The sequence below is a fragment of the Rhodococcus sp. JS3073 genome, from assembly GCF_026810085.1.
Classification (GTDB): Bacteria; Actinomycetota; Actinomycetes; order Mycobacteriales; family Mycobacteriaceae; genus Rhodococcus_F; species Rhodococcus_F wratislaviensis.
In genome coordinates, this window is the sequence record NZ_CP113951.1 from 6517323 (window position 1) to 6534217 (window position 16895).

Genomic DNA, 16895 nt, shown 5'->3' on the forward strand with positions numbered 1-16895 from the left:
TAAATTCGGGCCGTCAACGAACGGAATGTCATGTCGCTGTCGTTAGCCGACGTTCTCGCCCACCCGAGCTTCGCCGCCGGACGCCCGGTCGTTCGAGCCGGAGCCGACCTGCTGACCCAGCCGGTGCGCTGGGTGCATTCGAGTGAGGTCATCGACATCGCGCATCTCCTTCGCGGCGGCGAGTTGCTGCTGACCGGAGGTTTCGCGCTCGCGCCTGCCGACCCGGCCGGACTGCGACGGTACGTGCGGGAATTGTCGGCCCGCCGTGTCGCCGGAGTGGCCGTCGAGACCGGTCCGCAATTGCCGCAGATTCCGGCGGAACTGGTCGAGGAGGCGACGGAGGTAGGTCTGCCGGTCGTCGAACTGCGTGGTGTCGTTCCGTTCGTCGAGGTCGCCGAGGCGATCAACGGCCTGCTGGTCAACGAATCGGTGCAGCGACTGCGTCGTGGTGACGCGGTCGCTCACGCGTTGTCCGAGGAGTTGGCCCGCGGTGGCGGTCCCGACGAGTTGCTCGAGGTGCTCGCGCGACTCCTGCCCGGCGACGTGACCCTGCTCGACGCGACCGGCGACGTGATCGCGGCCCTCGGGGACGAGATGACCGCCCCTGCCGCCGGTTCGGGCGTGTTCGCCGTGCCGGTGTCCGTCCAGGGTGTCGGTGTGGCGACGCTCCTGGTGTCTCCGGACGACCCGGCGGATCACGTCACCGCGGAGGCGATCGTCGAGCGGGCGCCGGCAGCGCTCGCGATCTCGCTTCTGCGATCCTTTCCTCCCTCGGCCGCGGTCCGGGCGGCGCAGGCCTTGCTGCGGATCGTCTGCCAGCCGAATCCTGCCCCGGAGCGTCTCGTGGCGGCTGCGCGTGCGGCGGGGATGGTCGGCGGGGCGTCGTACGTCGGGGTCGTCGGGCGTGCGGTCGACGGTCCCGTTTCGCTCGCCGCCATCGATGCGGCACTGCACCGGTACGCGGCCGGAACGGTGTCGTCTGTCGCCGGCGACGAGTTGCACGCGATCGTCGTGCTCCGGTCCGACGACCGGGTCGTTTCCTGCGCGGCCCTGGTCGAGTCGCTGCGCGCGACCGCTCGGGCGGAGTTGGCCCGGGTGGCGGTGGGGCCGGTTGTCATCGGTCTGCTCGGACTCCCCGGCACGCTGGCGGAGGCGCGGTTCGCGCTCGATCTCGCGGCCGATCTGGGCATCGCCGGCACCGTGGTGGACGCGGCGGAACTGGCTCTCGAGCGTCTCGGCCGGCGGATCGGCGATCCGGCCCTGCTGACGTCGTTCGTCCGGGAACTTCTCGGACCGCTTCTCGCGGTCGGTCCGGAACGTGCTCGCCGTCTGATCGACACGCTGGACGTCTACCTGCAGTGCGGGTGCAGCAAGACCGAGGCGGCGGCCCGACTGCACGTGCAGCGCCAGACGCTGTATCAGCGGCTCGATCAGATCTTCGCGCTGCTCGGCGAGGATCCGACGGGTTCGCCGCGGCTCGCTGCCGTGCACCTCGCGACCCGCCTCTACCTCGGCGGTGTGGTCGACACGACCGCGCTCTGACGTGCGCGGGTGATAACGCAATCCACTTCGGGCCTCGACTGTTGCAACGGTGTTGCATTCCCGTGAACATCGTCGGGAATGGTAGATCGGGGTAGCGCGACCTGCGGCTGTCCGTGTTTACTGCGGTCTCAGTTCTGGTTCATTCGTTGCAACCGCGGTTCACGCGCAAGACCCCGACGACCGTTGACATGTGACGCCGGGCACAATATGGTCGTTGAACGAATCGCAGTTGCAATGAACGCAACGCACGCTATTCGTCGCAGTCGGCAAGAGTCGACGCCCCGAGAAGGAGTGGGCATGGCCCAAAACCTCAATTCCCCCTCAGCCCCGCCGCAATCGGACGAGGACGGCGCGGTGAACCCCTCGCCCCGAGTTCTCCGGCGGGTCATCACGGCGAGCTTCGTCGGCAACTTCGTCGAATGGTTCGACTACGCCGTATACGGTTATCTCGCAACGGTTATCGCGGTGGTCTTCTTCCCCGAGACCGAGCCGACGACGGGCCTGCTGGCCACGTTCGCCGTCTTCGCCATCTCGTTCGTCATCCGCCCGATCGGCGGACTCGTCTGGGGGCACTTCGGCGACAAGATCGGACGTCGCACGGCGTTGTCACTGTCGATCCTCATCATGTCGGCGTCGACGTTCTGCATCGGACTGATCCCCGGCTTCGATCAGATCGGATACCTCGCACCGGTCCTGCTGCTGCTCGTCCGCATGGTGCAGGGATTCTCCGCCGCCGGCGAGTACGCGGGCGCCTCGGCGTTCCTCGCCGAGTACGCCCCGGACCGCAGGCGCGGACTGTTCACGAGCGTCGTGCCCGCATCCACGGCCGCCGGACTGCTGTTCGGATCGTTGATCGCGGCACTGCTGACCGCGGTGCTGTCGACGGACCAGCTCGAGGGCTGGGGATGGCGGTTGCCGTTCCTGCTCGCGGCGCCGATGGGTTTGATCGGCCGCTACATTCGGCTGAAGCTCGAGGACACCCCGAAGTTCCAGGAAATGGAACGGAAGGTGGAGTCCAACGCGCCGCTGTCCATCCTGTTCACCCACCATCGGCGTGCGATCGTCATCGCGTTCGGGGTCACCTGCCTCAACGCGGTCGGCTTCTACCTGATCCTCAGCTACATGCCGACGTACCTGTCGGAGGTGTTGAACGTCGGCCACACGGCCTCGTTCATCGCCGCGTCGATCGCTCTCGCCTGCTACATCGTGTTCATCTTCGGGATGGGTGCGCTCTCGGACCGCTTCGGCCGCAAACGAGTTCTCATCGCCGCGTCCATCTGCTTCGCGGTGTTCACCGTCCCGCTGTTCAGCGTGCTCGGCGCCGTCGGAATCGTCGGTATCGTCCTCATCCAGATCGTGCTGTGCGCGTTCCTCACCATGAACGACGGCACGCTCCCGACCTTCCTGGCCGAGATCTTCCCGACCCAGGTCCGCTACAGCGGCTTCGCGTTCAGCTTCAACACCGCCAATGCACTGTTCGGCGGCACCGCACCGTTCGTCGCCACGCTCTTGATCGAGCTCACCGGCAGCAAGCTCGCGCCCGCCTGGTATCTCGTCGCCGCGGCCCTCGTCGCAATGGGCGCGATGCTCATGGCCCGGGAAACCTCCCGTCGCCCGCTGGCCGATACCTGACCACCCGTACCTCCCACAGAAATGCGGCATCACACGATGCCGCCGGCAACTCGAAAGGAACATCATGAACTTGGAGCGCATCAAGAGCATCCCGAACGGCGAGAAGGTCGTTCCCACGTTCTCCCCGGTGGAAATGGACCGCAGGCTCGTCGCCCTGCGTAAGCACATGGCGGACAACGGGTTCGATGCCGTGCTCTTCACCAGCTACCACAACATCAACTACTACTCCGACTTCCTGTACACGGCGTTCGGGCGGCCGTACGCACTGGTCGTCACCCAGGACGGCTCGACCACCGTGTCCGCCAACATCGATGCCGGGATGCCCTGGCGGCGGTCGTTCGGCGAGAACGTCGTCTACACGGACTGGCGCCGCGACAACTTCGAGTTCGCCGTGCAGCAGGTCCTGGCGAAGCAGGGCATCTCACGCGGCACCCTCGGTGTCGAGGACGACCACCTGACCCCCGACGTGCGGGCCCGGATCGCCGCGGTCCTGCCCGGGATGACGTTCACCGACGTCGCGAAGGCCACGATGCGCCAGCGCATGATCAAGTCTCCCGAGGAGATCGAACTGATCAAGCACGGCGCGCGGATCGGTGACCTCGGCGGCGAGGCCATCCGTGCGGCGATCACCGAGGGCGTCCCCGAATTCGAGGTGGCGATCGCCGGCTCGAACGCGATGATCCGGGAGATCGCGGCCACCTTCCCGCACGCCGAACTGCGCGACACGTGGGTGTGGTTCCAATCGGGCATCAACACCGACGGTGCCCATAACTGGGCCACCAGCCGCCGCGTCGAACGCGGAGACATCCTGTCGCTGAACTGTTTCCCGATGATCGCCGGCTACTACACGGCCCTCGAACGCACCCTGTTCTACGGCGAGCCGTCGGCCGAGCACCTGCGGCTGTGGGAGATCAACGTCACGGTGCATCGCCGCGGGCTCGAGCTGATCAAGCCGGGCGCGGTCTGCAAGGACATCGCGGCCGAGCTGAACGAGATCTACGAGGCCGAGGGGCTGCTGCCGAACCGCACATTCGGGTACGGACATTCCTTCGGCGTGCTCTCGCACTACTACGGACGCGAGGCGGGCCTCGAACTGCGCGAAGACATCGACACGGTCCTCGAACCCGGCATGGTGGTGTCGATGGAGCCGATGATCATGGTTCCCGAGGGAATGCCGGGCGCCGGTGGCTACCGCGAACACGACATCCTGGTCGTCGGCGACGACAGCGCGGAGAACATCACCCGGTTCCCGTTCGGACCCGAGCACAACATCCTCGGCGTCTGACCGGTACGCCGACCCTGCCTCGGGTGTGGCAGGGTCGGCGGTGGTGTAGGCAGAAACCGAAGGAGCGCAACGATCATGAGTGTGGACGACGTCGATCGACTCGCGGACAACGGACCGGGCGAGCACGACGGTGACGCGAAGCCGTCCCCGTCGGTCCTCCTCAACGGACTGCGGGTGCTCGAATCCTTCTCGATCGCCGAACCGGTGCTCGGTGTCACCGAGATCGCGCGGAAGGTCGACCTGCACAAGAGCAGCGTTTCCCGGATGCTCGCCACCCTCGAGAAGGCCGGCTACGTCGAGCGTGACGAGGGCACCGGACGCTACCGGCTCGGTCTCGGTCTCATCGCGCTCGCAGGGCCGCTGCTGGCCAACCTCGACGTGCGCCGCGTCGCGCAGCCGGAACTGGAGGAACTCACCCGCCGCACCGGCGAGACCAGCGCGCTCATGGTGTGGAACGGACACGAATCCGTCGTCGTCGAACAGATTCCCAGTCCCAAACAGGTCAAGCACACCGCCGCTGTGGGCACCCGCTACGACACGTATGCGAGTTCGTCCGTCCAGGTGTTCCTGTCCGAGATGCCGCGGGCGGAGATCGAGCGGCTCTTCGACCGCCGCCTGCTCGTCGGACCCGAGGAGCAGGACTCGCGGGGTGAGTACTTCGACGAGTTGAGCGACACCCACGACCGCGGATACGCCGTCAACGACGGCCGGACGTCGATCGAGGAGGTCGGCATCTCGGCGCCGGTCCGCGACCACCGCGGCGTCCTCGTCGCGGCCGTGATGCTGTCCGCGCCACGGTTCCGGGTCCCGGAGTCCATGCTCGAGTCGCTCGGGCGGACGGTCGCCGAATCCGGCAGGCGGGTGTCGGCACGGCTGGGGGCACCCGCCGCGACCCGCGACTGACCGCAGCGCATCCGCTCGTCGGGTGGACCCCGCGGACTATTCTGGGTTGAGCGTGTCAGAGGTGGTGCAGGCCGATGGCGAACGACGATCCGTGGGCAACCCAGCGCCAGCCGGAGATCACGACCGAGCTGGCCGCGGCAGGGTTCGACGATGCCGTGGAGATCGGCCGCGGCGGGTTCGGGGTCGTGTACCGCTGCCTGCAGGAAGACCTCGACCGCACGGTGGCCGTCAAAGTCCTGACGTCGAACCTCGATCCCGACAACGTGACGAGGTTCGTGCGGGAGCAACGGGCGATGGGCCGGACGTCCGGGCACCCGAACATCGTGGCCGTCTACCAGGTCGGTGTCACCCGGAGCAGGCGGCCGTTCCTCGTCATGCCGTACCACTCGTTCGGTTCCCTCGAGGCGCAGATCCGTCGGTCGGGTCCTCTCGGCTGGCAGGAGGTGTTGCGGCTCGGGATCAAGATCTCCGGCGCCCTCGAGACCGCGCATCGCGGTGGGATGCTCCACCGCGACGTCAAACCCGCGAACATCCTGCTCACCGAATACGACGAACCGCAATTGACCGACTTCGGCATCGCCCGCGTCTCCGGCGGATTCGAGACGACGGCCGGCTCGATCACCGGCTCCCCGGCGTTCACCGCGCCCGAGGTGCTCGAAGGCCGGCCACCGACGGTCGAGTCGGACGTCTACAGTCTCGGGTCCACCCTGTTCTGCGCGTTGACCGGTCATGCCGCGTACGAGCGCCGGAGCGGTGAACAGGTGGTCGGTCAGTTCCTGCGGATCTCCACACAGGCGGTCCCCGACCTGCGGGACGCGGGAATCCCCGACGACGTGTGCAGTGCCGTCGAACATGCCATGGCCCGCGCGGTCGAGGACAGGCCGGGCGGCGCCGCCGACTTCGGCAACGAGCTCCGGGCGGTCGAGCGACGCAACGGTGTGGCCGTCGACGACATGTACATCCCGATTCAGCGGGCACCCGAGCAGCCGCACGATCATGCCGGCGAGTCCCCCCGGTCCCGCGGCCCCGGGCTCCCGTACAACGTGCGGACGCCGCCGACCCCGCCCGCGCCGGTGACGAAGTTCCGCCCACCCACCACCACCCGGCAGCTCGTGCCGCGACGCCGGCTCCTCGCCGTACTGCGCGCGGGCCGGGACCGCAGGCTGACGCTCGTCCACGCGCCGGCCGGGTTCGGCAAGAGCAGTCTGGTCGCCCAGTGGCGCGACGACCTGGTCGACGCCGGGACTGCGGTCGCGTGGTTGACCGTGGACCGCGACGACAACAACGTGGTGTGGTTCCTCGCCCACCTCGTCGAGGCGATCAGGCGGGTACGCCCGGAGGTCGTCACCGATCTGGGGCAGTCCCTGGAGGAGCACGGGGACGCAGTCGAACGGTTCGTCCTGACGTCGCTGATCAACCGGCTTCACGACAGCGAGGACGCCCTCGTCGTCGTGATCGACGACTGGCATCGCATCACCGGCTCCGGGCCGATCGACGCCATGAAGTTCCTGCTCGACAACGGCTGCCACCACCTGAAGATCGTCGTGGCGAGCAGGAGCCGGTCCGGGTTGCCGCTGAGCCGGATGCGGGTGCTCGACGAACTCAACGAAATAGCGTCCGAAGACCTGTGTTTCGATTTCGGCGAGTCGCAGAACTTCCTGTCGGACCGGGTGCAGGTTCCGTTGAAGGACACCGAGATCGAACAACTCCGGGAATCGACCGACGGGTGGATCGCTGCACTGCAGCTGGCCTCGCTGTCGTTGCGCGAAGCGGGAAGTCCGGAGAACCTGATCGAACAGCTCCGGACGGGGACCGACGCGATCGGCGAGTACCTCGCCGAGAACGTGCTCGACGCCCTCGAACCCGACATGCTCGACTTCATGCTCGCCACGTCGGTGCCGGACAAGGTGTGCGGCGACCTGGCGTCGGCGCTGGGCGGCGTGCAGGACGGGCAAGCGAAACTCGAACAGGTCGCCGCCCGCGACCTGTTCCTCGGGAGGACGGGGGACGACCGACAGTGGTATCGCTATCACCACCTGTTCGCACAGATCCTCCATCAGCGTCTCGAACGGGACCACCCCGGGCGCATCACCGACCTGCACCGCCGGGCGTACGACTGGTTCCGGGAGCGGCACCTGCTGGGCGAGGCCGTCGACCACATCCTCGCTGCCGGTGAACCGCAGAAAGCGGTGGAACTGCTCGAGGAGGACGACCTCTACCTCCTCGATCGGTCGCAGATGTCGACGCTGCTCTGCCTGATCGGGAAACTGCCCGCCGACCTGGTGGCCGCCAGCCCACGGCTGCAGCTCACCATCGGATGGGCGAACTGCGAACTCCAGCGACTCGAACTCGCGCAAGCCGCCCGAACCCGCGCGCTCGAGCAGATCGACAGCGGCGAGATGCCCGAGCGTCGCGCCGCCCAGCTCCGGGTGGAAGCGGATGTCCTGCAGGGCGACATCGAGGCGACCGCCGACCGCATCGAGGGGGTGCGGGAGCTCGTCACCGAATGCCTCGACCATCCCACGGAGTACCACCCCTTCGTGGTGTCGATGGCCGCTCTCATCGAAACGTTCGTGGACACGTGCGAATTCCGGTTCGAGGACGCATACCGCAGGCAGAGCTGGGCGGCCCCGTATCACCGGCAGAACACCGGACCGTACTCCGTCGCGTACGGGTACTGTTTCGCCGGACTCGCGAAGTTCGAGCAGCTCGACGTCGGCGGTGCGATGGAGCTGTACCGCAAGGCGTTCCAGCTGGTCCGGGAGGCGGAGAACACGCAGTCGCAGCATGCGCGGCTCACCCGTACGCTTCTCGCCGAGGTCCACTACGAGCAGGGCCGGGTCGACGAAGCGGACGAGCTGCTCAACGAGACGTTCGACGCCGCCGCGCTCGGTGGCGCACCGGATTTCATGATCCGGCACTACTGCCTCAGGGCGCGGATCATGGCGGTGCGCGGCGATCGCGACGCCGCGGCACGACAACTCGACGAGGGGGTGCGGACCGCCGAGACGTTCTCCCTGCCCCGGCTGCGGGCCGCCGTCGACAACGAGCGGGTGCGGATCGGGCTGCCCCCGGCACCCGGGTTCGTGGCCGTCACACGCGAGACCCGGCGCACCCCGGCGAACGGGCTCGACCAGGCGACGGCGCAACTCGAGGAAGAGGCGGCCATCACGTTGCTCGCGGCGCAGGGCGATCCGGCGGCCGCGGATCTCGCGTGCGAATGGGCGAACGACTGGGTTCGGCAACTCGACGGGACCGGGCGGCACCGGGCCCGCCTGCAGGCGGGCCGGTTGCTCGTGTCGTGCCTGTGGGCTGCCGGACGTCGCGACGAGGCGCAGGCGATGCTGCTGCCGGCGGCGGTGGAGTGCGCCCGGCACGGGCTGATCCGGTTCCTACCCGACGGCGGCTCGAACGTCGTCGCGGCGCTGTCGGCGCTGCGGGAGAACGGTCACCCCGACCTGCCGCGGACGTTCGTCGACACCGTGCTCGATGCCGCGCAGTAATCGCCTCGCGGGAGCAGGTGCGCGGCGGCCGTCCGCCACGGGGCGAGCAGGGTCTCGAAGTGCGCGCTGGTGAAATCGTGCCGCCCGACGAGATCCGACACGGCGTGCGCTGCCGCCGCGTCGCGCACCCCGGTCGCGATGTCCGCGCACAGTTGCTCGTCCTCGCGCACTGTCGCCTCGTCCATGAAGTGCCGTTCCCACGCGGCGTCCTGGGCGCGGTACCAGGATTTGATCCGGCCCGCTTCCCAGGCCGCATCGCGTGCGCAGGCCCAGGCGCCGAGCCGCCGGCGGCTGTCGACGACGCTTGTCGTCCGCGTCAGTGCTCCGAAGTGCCCGTGCAGGAGGGCCGCCGCTTCCACGGCGTGTCGCACCACGTCCTGCCAGTTCGGGCCGAAGCTCTGCTCGCATTCGTACTCCGTGACGGCGAACCTGTCGAGGACGGACAGCGCGTCGTCCACGACGTCGGCGTGGAGAAGGTACGAGCCCGGCAGCTCGCGTCGGCTCAGCAACTGGAAGGCCACGAACGCGTCGCCGCGGACGGGTGCACAGTGCACGAGCACGTCGAGCACCGACAGCCGGGTCTCGGGCGCGTAGTCGTCGCGCTCCGGAACCGGGTGCCGGCGGATGAAGTGCGCGGCGCGGGCGGGGAGAAGACGGAGTTCGTCGGTGATCATGTCAGCACTCGACGTAGTTGACCGGGACGTTGACGGCCAGACCGCCGGTCGACGTTTCCTTGTACTTCGACAGCATGTCGGCGCCGGTCGAGCGCATCGTCTCGATCACCTGGTCGAGGCTGACGCGGTGGGTGCCGTCGCCGCGTAGGGCCATGCGAGCAGCGTTGATGGCCTTGCCCGCCGAGATCGCGTTCCGTTCGATGCACGGAATCTGCACCAGCCCTTCGATGGGATCGCACGTGAGGCCGAGGCTGTGCTCCATCGCGATCTCCGCGGCATTCTCCACCTGTTCCGTTGTGCCGCCGAGGATCTCGGCGAGCCCGGCAGCGGCCATGGACGCCGCGGAACCCACCTCACCTTGGCAGCCGACCTCGGCTCCGGAGATCGACGCGCGTTCCTTGTACAGCGAGCCGACGGCGCCGGCGGCGAGGAGGAAGCGGATCGCGGTGTCGTCGGGATCCGACTTCCCGGCCGGGGTGTAGTGAACGGCGTAGTGCAGCACCGCGGGGATGATGCCCGCGGCCCCGTTGGTCGGGGCGGTGACGATCCGGCCGCCGGATGCGTTCTCCTCGTTGACGGCCAGCGCGACGAGGTTGACCCAGTCCTCGGCGAATGCGGGATCACGGTGCGGGTCTTCCTGATCCAGGCGGAGGTACCAGTCCCGTGCGCGTCGGCGCACGCGCAGAGCGCCGGGAAGGATCCCGTCGCGCGCGATCCCGCGCTTCTCGCATTCCACCATGACGTCGCGGATATGGAGGAGCCGTTCGTAGATCTCCACAGTCGACCGCGTTTCGCGTTCGAACTGGAGCATCACGTCACTGATGGCGTAGCCGTGGCGGGCCGCGACGTCGAGGAGTTCCTTGGCGGACCCGAACGACAGTCCGCCGGTGGCGGTGCGCGGCGGCTGAGCACTCTCCGCTTCGGTGACGACGAAGCCGCCGCCGATCGAAAAGTAGGTTTCGCTGTGGATCTCGACGCCGGCGGCCGTGGATGCGGTGATCCTCATCCCGTTCGGGTGCAGCGGCAGAATGGTCAGCGGATGGAGGACGATCTCGTCTTCGGCGAGCGCGACCTCGTGCGATCCGCCGACCCTGATGTGCCGGGTACTGCGCATCTCCTCGAGGCGTCGTTCCATCTCCTCGGTCTCGATCTTCTCGGGAAAGTGCCCCTCGAGTCCGAGCAGCACCGCGGACATCGTTCCGTGGCCCGCCCCCGTGGCGGCGAGCGAGCCGTACAGGTCGACACGGATGTCCGCTACCTCGGGCAGGGCGTCGAGGGCGCGGAGGTCGGAGACGAACCGAGCGGCGGCGCGCATCGGTCCGACGGTGTGCGAACTCGAGGGGCCGACGCCGACGGAGAACAGGTCGAACACGCTGATGGTCATGGGATTACACCGCCTCACTGAGTTCGTTGGCGTATTGCGCGGGGGTGAGGAGTCCGTAGGCGGACGACGTCGGCGACGGGAGGACGGCGAACAGCCAGCCGCGGTGGAACGGGTCGTCGGCGACGAGTCGCGGATCCGCGAGGGCGTCGGTATTCGTCATCGTGACGAGTCCGCTGATCGGCGCGTACACGGTGACGACGGTCCGCGCGGAAGTCCACACGAGCGCGCAGGGGGCGCCGGCCTCGATCGTGCTGCGCACTGCCGGAAGTTCCAGCCCGACCACCTCGATTTCGTCGAGTGCCGAGTCCGTGACCCCGGCCCGGAGCGGGTAGTCGGAGAAGCTCTGTCCCGGTGCGAGGGCCAGCCAGCTGTGCGTGGCCGTGAACCGTCGATCCGAGGGAATCTTTCCAGCTCTCATGCCTTGTCCTTTGACAGTCGGGCGTTGTGGTCGCGGAGTCGCGCGTGTGATCCAACAGGTCTGACATTGATATATCAGTATGAGTCATAACAGTAGGTCAGGTGCGGGGGTGGGTCAAGAGGTGGTCTGGAATCGTCCGGAAACTAGGGGGCTACGGCCGGAGGGTCGCGGGCAGCACACCTTTGAGTGAGCTCGTCACGGCGAGCGCCTCGGCGGCCAGGAGATCGCCCGGCGTGAGAATGCGTTCGCGCATCAGCCCACGGTCGAGCTGCCAGGACCGCTCGACACCCGGCAGGCACCCCGACGACAACGGTGGTGTCCACCAGACGCCGTCGATCCGGGCCGCGAGATTCGCGATCGTGGTCTCGGTGACGTGCCCGAGTTCGTTGACCAGCACGACGTCGTCGGCCCCGGGATGGCGGTGTCGCCTGCGGTCGTATCGCTCGCGCAACGTCGTCTTGTGTCCGAGGAGGACGTCCCGGGAGTCGACGGGCTCGTCGTCGAGCACGAGAGACACCGAGGCCGGCGCGACCGGCGGCCCGAAGACATCGACGTCCACACCGCCGGCACGGTGCAGGCGCACGCGGACCCGGGCCTCGCCGACACCCGCCAGCCGCTGCGCGAGGTGGCGCCGGAGGTCCCGTTCCCGGAACTCGTACCCGAGCACGGCTGCGGAACGGGCCAGGCGTCGGAGATGACGCTCCGCGTGCCGCAGACCGGTCCGCGGATCGTGATACATCGTCTCCATCAGCTGAGCACCTGTACCGAGCAGCTGCGCCTCAGCTGTATCGATCGGCTGGACCCCAGCGGCATCGACTGTCGCGACACCGGCGGCGGACACGGAGGCGTTCACGGGGCGGAGGCTCGATTCGACGCGTGGCTGGGGCTGGCGGCACCACGATATACGAGTGAACGGAGCACGGACACCGCGTCCACGGTCGCGGACACGTCGTGCACCCGGAGGAGGGCGGCCCCGTTCTGCGCGGCAATCAGGGCTGCGGCCACCGAGGCGGCCTGACGGTGGTCGACGCCGCGGCCGGTGATCGTGCCGAGCATGCCCTTCCGGGACAGTCCGGCCATCACGGGAACACCGAGATCCGTGATCTGCCGGAGCTCGGACAACAGGGTGAGGTTGTGGGCGAGGGTCTTGCCGAATCCGAAGCCCGGGTCGACCATGATGTGCTCGAGGGGAATTCCCGCGCCCCGGCAGGCGCCGACACGGTCGACGAGGAACCCGCGCACCTCGGACACGACGTCGCCGTACTCCGGCGATTTCTGCATCGTCTCGGGCTCGCCGCGCATGTGCATCAGGCACACGGGCACGTTCAGGTCGGCGGCGGCGCGCAGCGCACCCGGAAGCCGGAGGGCACGAACGTCGTTGATCATCGACGCGCCGGCGGCGACCGCCGCGCGCATGACGTCCGGTCTCGAGGTGTCGACCGAGATCGGGACCGAGGTGAGCTCGGCGAGTTCCTGGACGACGGGAATCACGCGCGCGATCTCGTCCGCGACGGACGGCGGTCGGGATCCGGGACGGGTCGATTCGCCTCCGACATCGAGGAGGTCGGCGCCCTCCGCGACCAGGGACAGGGCGTGCTCGACCGCGGCGGCGGTGTCGAGGTATCGACCACCGTCGGAGAACGAATCCGGGGTCACGTTGACGATTCCGCAGATTAGGGGGATGTCGCGCGACAGAGCGTCGAGCAGTCGGCCGTGGCCGGTCGCGATGAGCGTCGGGAAAGGAACCATCCGGCGCACCTCCTTTCGGAAGGGGAGTCGGTCCGGAGGACGGCACCATGCCGTCCACCCGGACCGACGCTGTCGCTTTACACGGGGTCGACGCCGAACTCCTCGGCGGCGTCGATCAGCCACTCCGCGAGGTACCGGGCGAACGACGACCGCACGAGGATCCGGTAATCGGTTCCCTCGTCGTCGAGCGCGATCAGGATCACGCCCGCGAGGCCGAGCATGGTCTGCACCGCAGTGCCGCGGACGAACACCCTCGGATGCAGATCCAGTGAGCAACCCTTCTCGAGGACGTCGCGGGCGTGAGTGCCGCGCAGCCGCAGGGTGGTTCGCTGTCCGGAGACGTCGATCGCGGCTCCGCCGTGGGGTGTCACCGCCGCCCGCAGGTCCGACTCGAGAGCGGGCGCCGACTGTGCCCTGGTGGTGATCAGCCACTCCTCGGGACCGAGCCAGACGGCGGTCATCGTGTCGGTGCCCGCCGACGTCGACGCCGCGGTGGGGAGGTCGAACCCGATGACCGTCGCGGCGGCGCCGGCTCCCGGTCCGGCCGGGTCGACCCACAGGTCGACCATCGCGACGAACGGTTCCTCGGCGACGCTCACCGACTCGGGGAGTGCAGAGAATTTCTGGTCCCAGCCGTGCAGGGGGCTGAGGGGGACGAGGGTGTCAGCCATCGCGACGTGCTCCTTCGGGATCGACGAGGACGGAACTGGTGACCTCGACGGCGACCAGGTTTCCGTCCACCGGGACGTGCAGGGTGTCGCCGAGCCGGGCCCGGCCGCCCTTGACGAGGGCGAGCCCGAACGGGCGGCCGAGTTCGGCGCTGAGGTAGCTCGAGGTGACGTGCCCGAGCATCGGCACCGGCGGAGGCGGCAGGATCCCGTCGGCGATCTCTTCGATGATCTGCGCGCCCTCGGGCAGCACGGTCTGCTTGTCGAGCGGGAGCAGTCCGACGAACTGCTTGCGCAGCGGGTTCTGGTTCTCCTCCCGGGTGAAGGAGCGTTTCCCGATGAAGTCGCGCTTCTTCTTCGACACGGCCCAGCTCATCCCGAGGTCCTGCGGGGTGACCGTGCCGTCGGTGTCCTGACCGATGATCGGGTAACCCTTCTCGGCGCGCAGGACGTGCATGGTCTCGGTGCCGTACGGGGTGATGTCGAACTTCTCGCCCGCGGCGATCAGGCGCGCCCAGACCGCGGGAGCGTGCCAGCCGTCGACGTTGACCTCGAACGCGAGTTCGCCGGAGAAGCTGATCCGGGCGACCCGGACGTGGACGCCGCCGAGGGTGGTATCGCGCCACGCCATGAACGGGAACGCGTCGTTGGTGACGTCGAGGTCGGGGAAGACCTCACCGATGACGTCGCGTGAGCGCGGTCCGACGACGGGGAACGTGGCCCACTGTTCGGTGACCGAGGTGAGCCGTACCGACAGGTGCGGCCATTCGGTCTGCAGCCACTCCTCCATCCAGTCGAGGATCTTCGCGGCGCCACCGGTGGTCGTGAAGACCTGGAAGCGGTCGTCGGCCAGGCGCATCACGGTGCCGTCGTCGATGACCATGCCGTCGACGCCGCACATGACGCCGTAGCGGACCATGCCGACCTTCAGGGTGCTCATCATGTTCGTGTAGATCATGTCGAGCAGCACACCGGCGTCGGGACCCTGGACGTCGATCTTGCCGAGGGTGGAGCCGTCGAGGATGCCGATGCTGCGGCGCACGGCAGCGCATTCGCGCAGCACCGCGGCGTCCATGTCCTCCCCGGGCAGGGGGTAGTAGCGGGGACGCTTCCACTGGCCGACGTCCTCGAACACCGCGCCGCGGCCGACGTGCCAATCGTGCAGCGCCGTCACCCGTTCGGGGTCGAAGAGGGCGCCGCGGCTGCGGCCGGCGAGGGCGGCGAACGCGACCGGGGTGTAGGGCGGCCGGAACGTGGTGGTGCCCAGCGTCTCGATCGGCCTGCCCAGCAGTTCGGCCGTGATGCCGGAGGAGATCACCCCGGACGTCTTGCCCTGGTCGTGTGCGGTGCCGATGGTGGTGTAACGCTTGATGTGCTCCATCGACGTCATCCCGGCACCGACGGCGCGGGCGAGGTCGGCGACCGTCGCGTCGCGCTGCACGTCGACGAACTGGGTGTCCTCGCCGGCGACGTCCCGCACCCGCCACAGGACCAGCGGAGTGGACTGTTCGATCGCGGGTGCAGGTTCGGGGTCGATCGTGCGCTCGGGAACGGTGAAGCCGAGGTCGCGCATGATCGACTGACCGGCGGTCTGGCCGTCGCGCAGGCACCCGTCCAGGTCGAACACACCGTTCGCGGACCCGGCGACGGAGACTCCGTCGAGGTCCTCGCCGGGCACGAAGGCACCGAGGGTCTCGTCGTAGCGGAGCTTGCCGCGGGCCTGGGAGAACAGGTGCACGGCCGGATTCCAGCCGCCGCTGACGAGCAGGACGTCGCAGGCGAGGGGGACACGGAACCGGTGATCGGTGTCCGTGCGGTGCGACACGACGGCGTGGCTGATCCGGCCGTTGCCGCGGGTGCCGGATACCACCGAGCCGGTACGGATGGTGATGCCGCGCGTGTCGCATTCACGCTGCCAGCGGGCGGGTGCCTCGTCGCGGGCCTCGACGATCGCGTTGATGCGGACGCCGGCGTCGTGCAGGTCGATCGCGGCTTCGTAGGCACTGTCGTTGGTGGTGAACACGACGGCCTGCTCACCCACCTTGACGCCGTAGCGGTGCAGGAAGGTGCGGGCGCCGTGCGCGAGCATGATGCCTGGTCGGTCGTTGTCGGTGAAGACGACGGGCCGCTCGTGCGCTCCGGCGGCGACGAGGATGTGCCGGGCGCGGATACGCCAGACGCGCTGGCGGCTCAGCGCCGCGGGGGCCTCGACACCGAGATGGTCGGTGCGGCGCTGCAGGGCGAGGACGAAGCCGTCGTCGTAGTTGCCGAATGCGGTGGTGCGCTGCAGATGCAGCACGTCCGGGTACGTGTCCAGTTCGGCGACCGCGGCCGCGACCCACTCGAGGGCGGGTGCGCCGTCGATGAGGTCGGTGCTGCCGAGGAGGTCGCCGCCGGCTTCGCTCTGCTCGTCGACGAGCACCACCCGCGCACCCGCCCGGGCCGCCGTGAGCGCGGCGGCGAGACCGGCCGGTCCGGCGCCGGCGACGAGGAGGTCGGTGTGGACGTGCTTGGCGTCGTACTTCGCCGAATCGGGGATCTCGGCGAGCCGTCCCTGACCGGGGATGCCGCGGGCGACGAGGCCGTCGAACAACTCGATGGTGGTGGCGAGCAGCATCGGCTCGGGGAACGGCTCCTCGATCTGCACGAGACCGCCGGTGTCCTCCGCCCACGCCGCGGTGATGCCGCGGGCCCGGCCGAGTTTGATGCTGGTGGTGATCTGGTGGACGCCGTTCGCGAGCAGGGCCGAGCCCAGCGTGTCACCGGGGTGACCGGTCAGTTCCCGGCCGTCGAACGTGAAGGTGTAGGAGGTGTCGCGGTCGAGGCGACCGCCCTGGCGGGTGCGGAAGGGTGCGTTCACGATATCGTCGGCTTCTGCTCGTCCAAGCGGTAGACGCTGTGGAATCGGTAGGTGGCGGTGTCGCGTACGGCGTTGAACCAGCGCCGGCAGCCGGCGCTGTGGTTCCACCGTTCCGCGAAGAGACCTTTCGGGTTCGCGCGGAAGAACACGAAGTGCGCCCACTGCTCGTCGGTCAGCGATTCGGGGTCTTCCGGATAGACGACGTGGGCTTCGCCGCCGTAGTGGAACTCGGTTTCCTCACGGGATCCGCACCACGGGCATTCGATGAGTTGCATTG

The 16895-nt window shown here is 68.5% G+C and carries 13 protein-coding genes; 5 read left to right on the forward strand and 8 right to left on the reverse strand.

Annotation, left to right across the window (positions count from 1 at the left end):
- Positions 1–30: 30 nt before the first annotated feature.
- The 5 genes from OYT95_RS29580 to OYT95_RS29600 all read left to right on the forward strand — a co-directional run bounded on the left by OYT95_RS29580 (position 31) and on the right by OYT95_RS29600 (position 8865).
- Positions 31–1542, forward strand: coding sequence for a PucR family transcriptional regulator (locus OYT95_RS29580; protein WP_268789817.1), 1512 nt, complete (start codon positions 31–33; stop codon positions 1540–1542).
- A 297-nt stretch (positions 1543–1839) separates the two neighbouring features.
- The gene (locus OYT95_RS29585) at positions 1840–3174 is read left to right on the forward strand and encodes an MFS transporter (RefSeq protein WP_037226730.1); all 1335 of its coding nucleotides are present in this window, start codon (positions 1840–1842) and stop codon (positions 3172–3174) included.
- 64 nt (positions 3175–3238) lie between these two features.
- Positions 3239–4459: a M24 family metallopeptidase gene (locus OYT95_RS29590; RefSeq protein ID WP_052032836.1), complete on the forward strand. Its 1221-nt coding sequence runs from the start codon at positions 3239–3241 to the stop codon at positions 4457–4459.
- A 75-nt stretch (positions 4460–4534) separates the two neighbouring features.
- Positions 4535–5362 (forward strand): IclR family transcriptional regulator, encoded by an 828-nt coding sequence (locus OYT95_RS29595; RefSeq protein ID WP_037226733.1) that lies wholly within the window; start codon positions 4535–4537, stop codon positions 5360–5362.
- Between the two features lie 74 nt (positions 5363–5436).
- Positions 5437–8865 carry a serine/threonine-protein kinase gene (locus OYT95_RS29600; RefSeq protein ID WP_268789818.1) on the forward strand — a complete coding sequence of 1143 codons (3429 nt, stop codon included), beginning with the start codon at positions 5437–5439 and terminating at the stop codon, positions 8863–8865.
- Here OYT95_RS29600 and OYT95_RS29605 read toward each other — a convergent pair.
- The 8 genes from OYT95_RS29605 to OYT95_RS29640 form a co-directional block, all read right to left on the reverse strand.
- Positions 8811–9539 carry a hypothetical protein gene (locus OYT95_RS29605; protein WP_268789819.1) on the reverse strand — a complete coding sequence of 243 codons (729 nt, stop codon included), beginning with the start codon at positions 9537–9539 and terminating at the stop codon, positions 8811–8813. The two genes, OYT95_RS29600 and OYT95_RS29605, sit on opposite strands and share 55 nt — an antisense overlap.
- Position 9540: 1 nt before the next feature.
- Positions 9541–10923: an L-serine ammonia-lyase gene (locus OYT95_RS29610; RefSeq protein WP_268789820.1), complete on the reverse strand. Its 1383-nt coding sequence runs from the start codon at positions 10921–10923 to the stop codon at positions 9541–9543.
- Positions 10924–10927: 4 nt separating this feature from the next.
- Positions 10928–11341, reverse strand: coding sequence for a glycine cleavage system protein H (locus tag OYT95_RS29615; RefSeq protein WP_037226738.1), 414 nt, complete (start codon positions 11339–11341; stop codon positions 10928–10930).
- A gap of 151 nt (positions 11342–11492) precedes the next feature.
- On the reverse strand, positions 11493–12194 hold the full coding sequence (locus OYT95_RS29620) for an aminotransferase class IV (protein ID WP_268789821.1): 702 nt from the start codon (positions 12192–12194) through the stop codon (positions 11493–11495).
- Positions 12191–13090, reverse strand: a complete 900-nt coding sequence (gene folP / locus OYT95_RS29625; protein WP_268789822.1) for a dihydropteroate synthase — start codon at positions 13088–13090, stop codon at positions 12191–12193. The genes OYT95_RS29620 and folP overlap by 4 nt, the downstream gene beginning before the upstream one ends.
- Positions 13091–13167: 77 nt before the next feature.
- On the reverse strand, positions 13168–13761 hold the full coding sequence (locus tag OYT95_RS29630; RefSeq protein WP_268789823.1) for a sarcosine oxidase subunit gamma: 594 nt from the start codon (positions 13759–13761) through the stop codon (positions 13168–13170).
- Positions 13754–16618, reverse strand: coding sequence for a 2Fe-2S iron-sulfur cluster-binding protein (locus OYT95_RS29635; protein ID WP_268789824.1), 2865 nt, complete (start codon positions 16616–16618; stop codon positions 13754–13756). The genes OYT95_RS29630 and OYT95_RS29635 overlap by 8 nt, the downstream gene beginning before the upstream one ends.
- Positions 16615–16893, reverse strand: coding sequence for a sarcosine oxidase subunit delta (locus OYT95_RS29640; RefSeq protein ID WP_005252386.1), 279 nt, complete (start codon positions 16891–16893; stop codon positions 16615–16617). The genes OYT95_RS29635 and OYT95_RS29640 overlap by 4 nt, the downstream gene beginning before the upstream one ends.
- Positions 16894–16895: the final 2 nt, after the last annotated feature.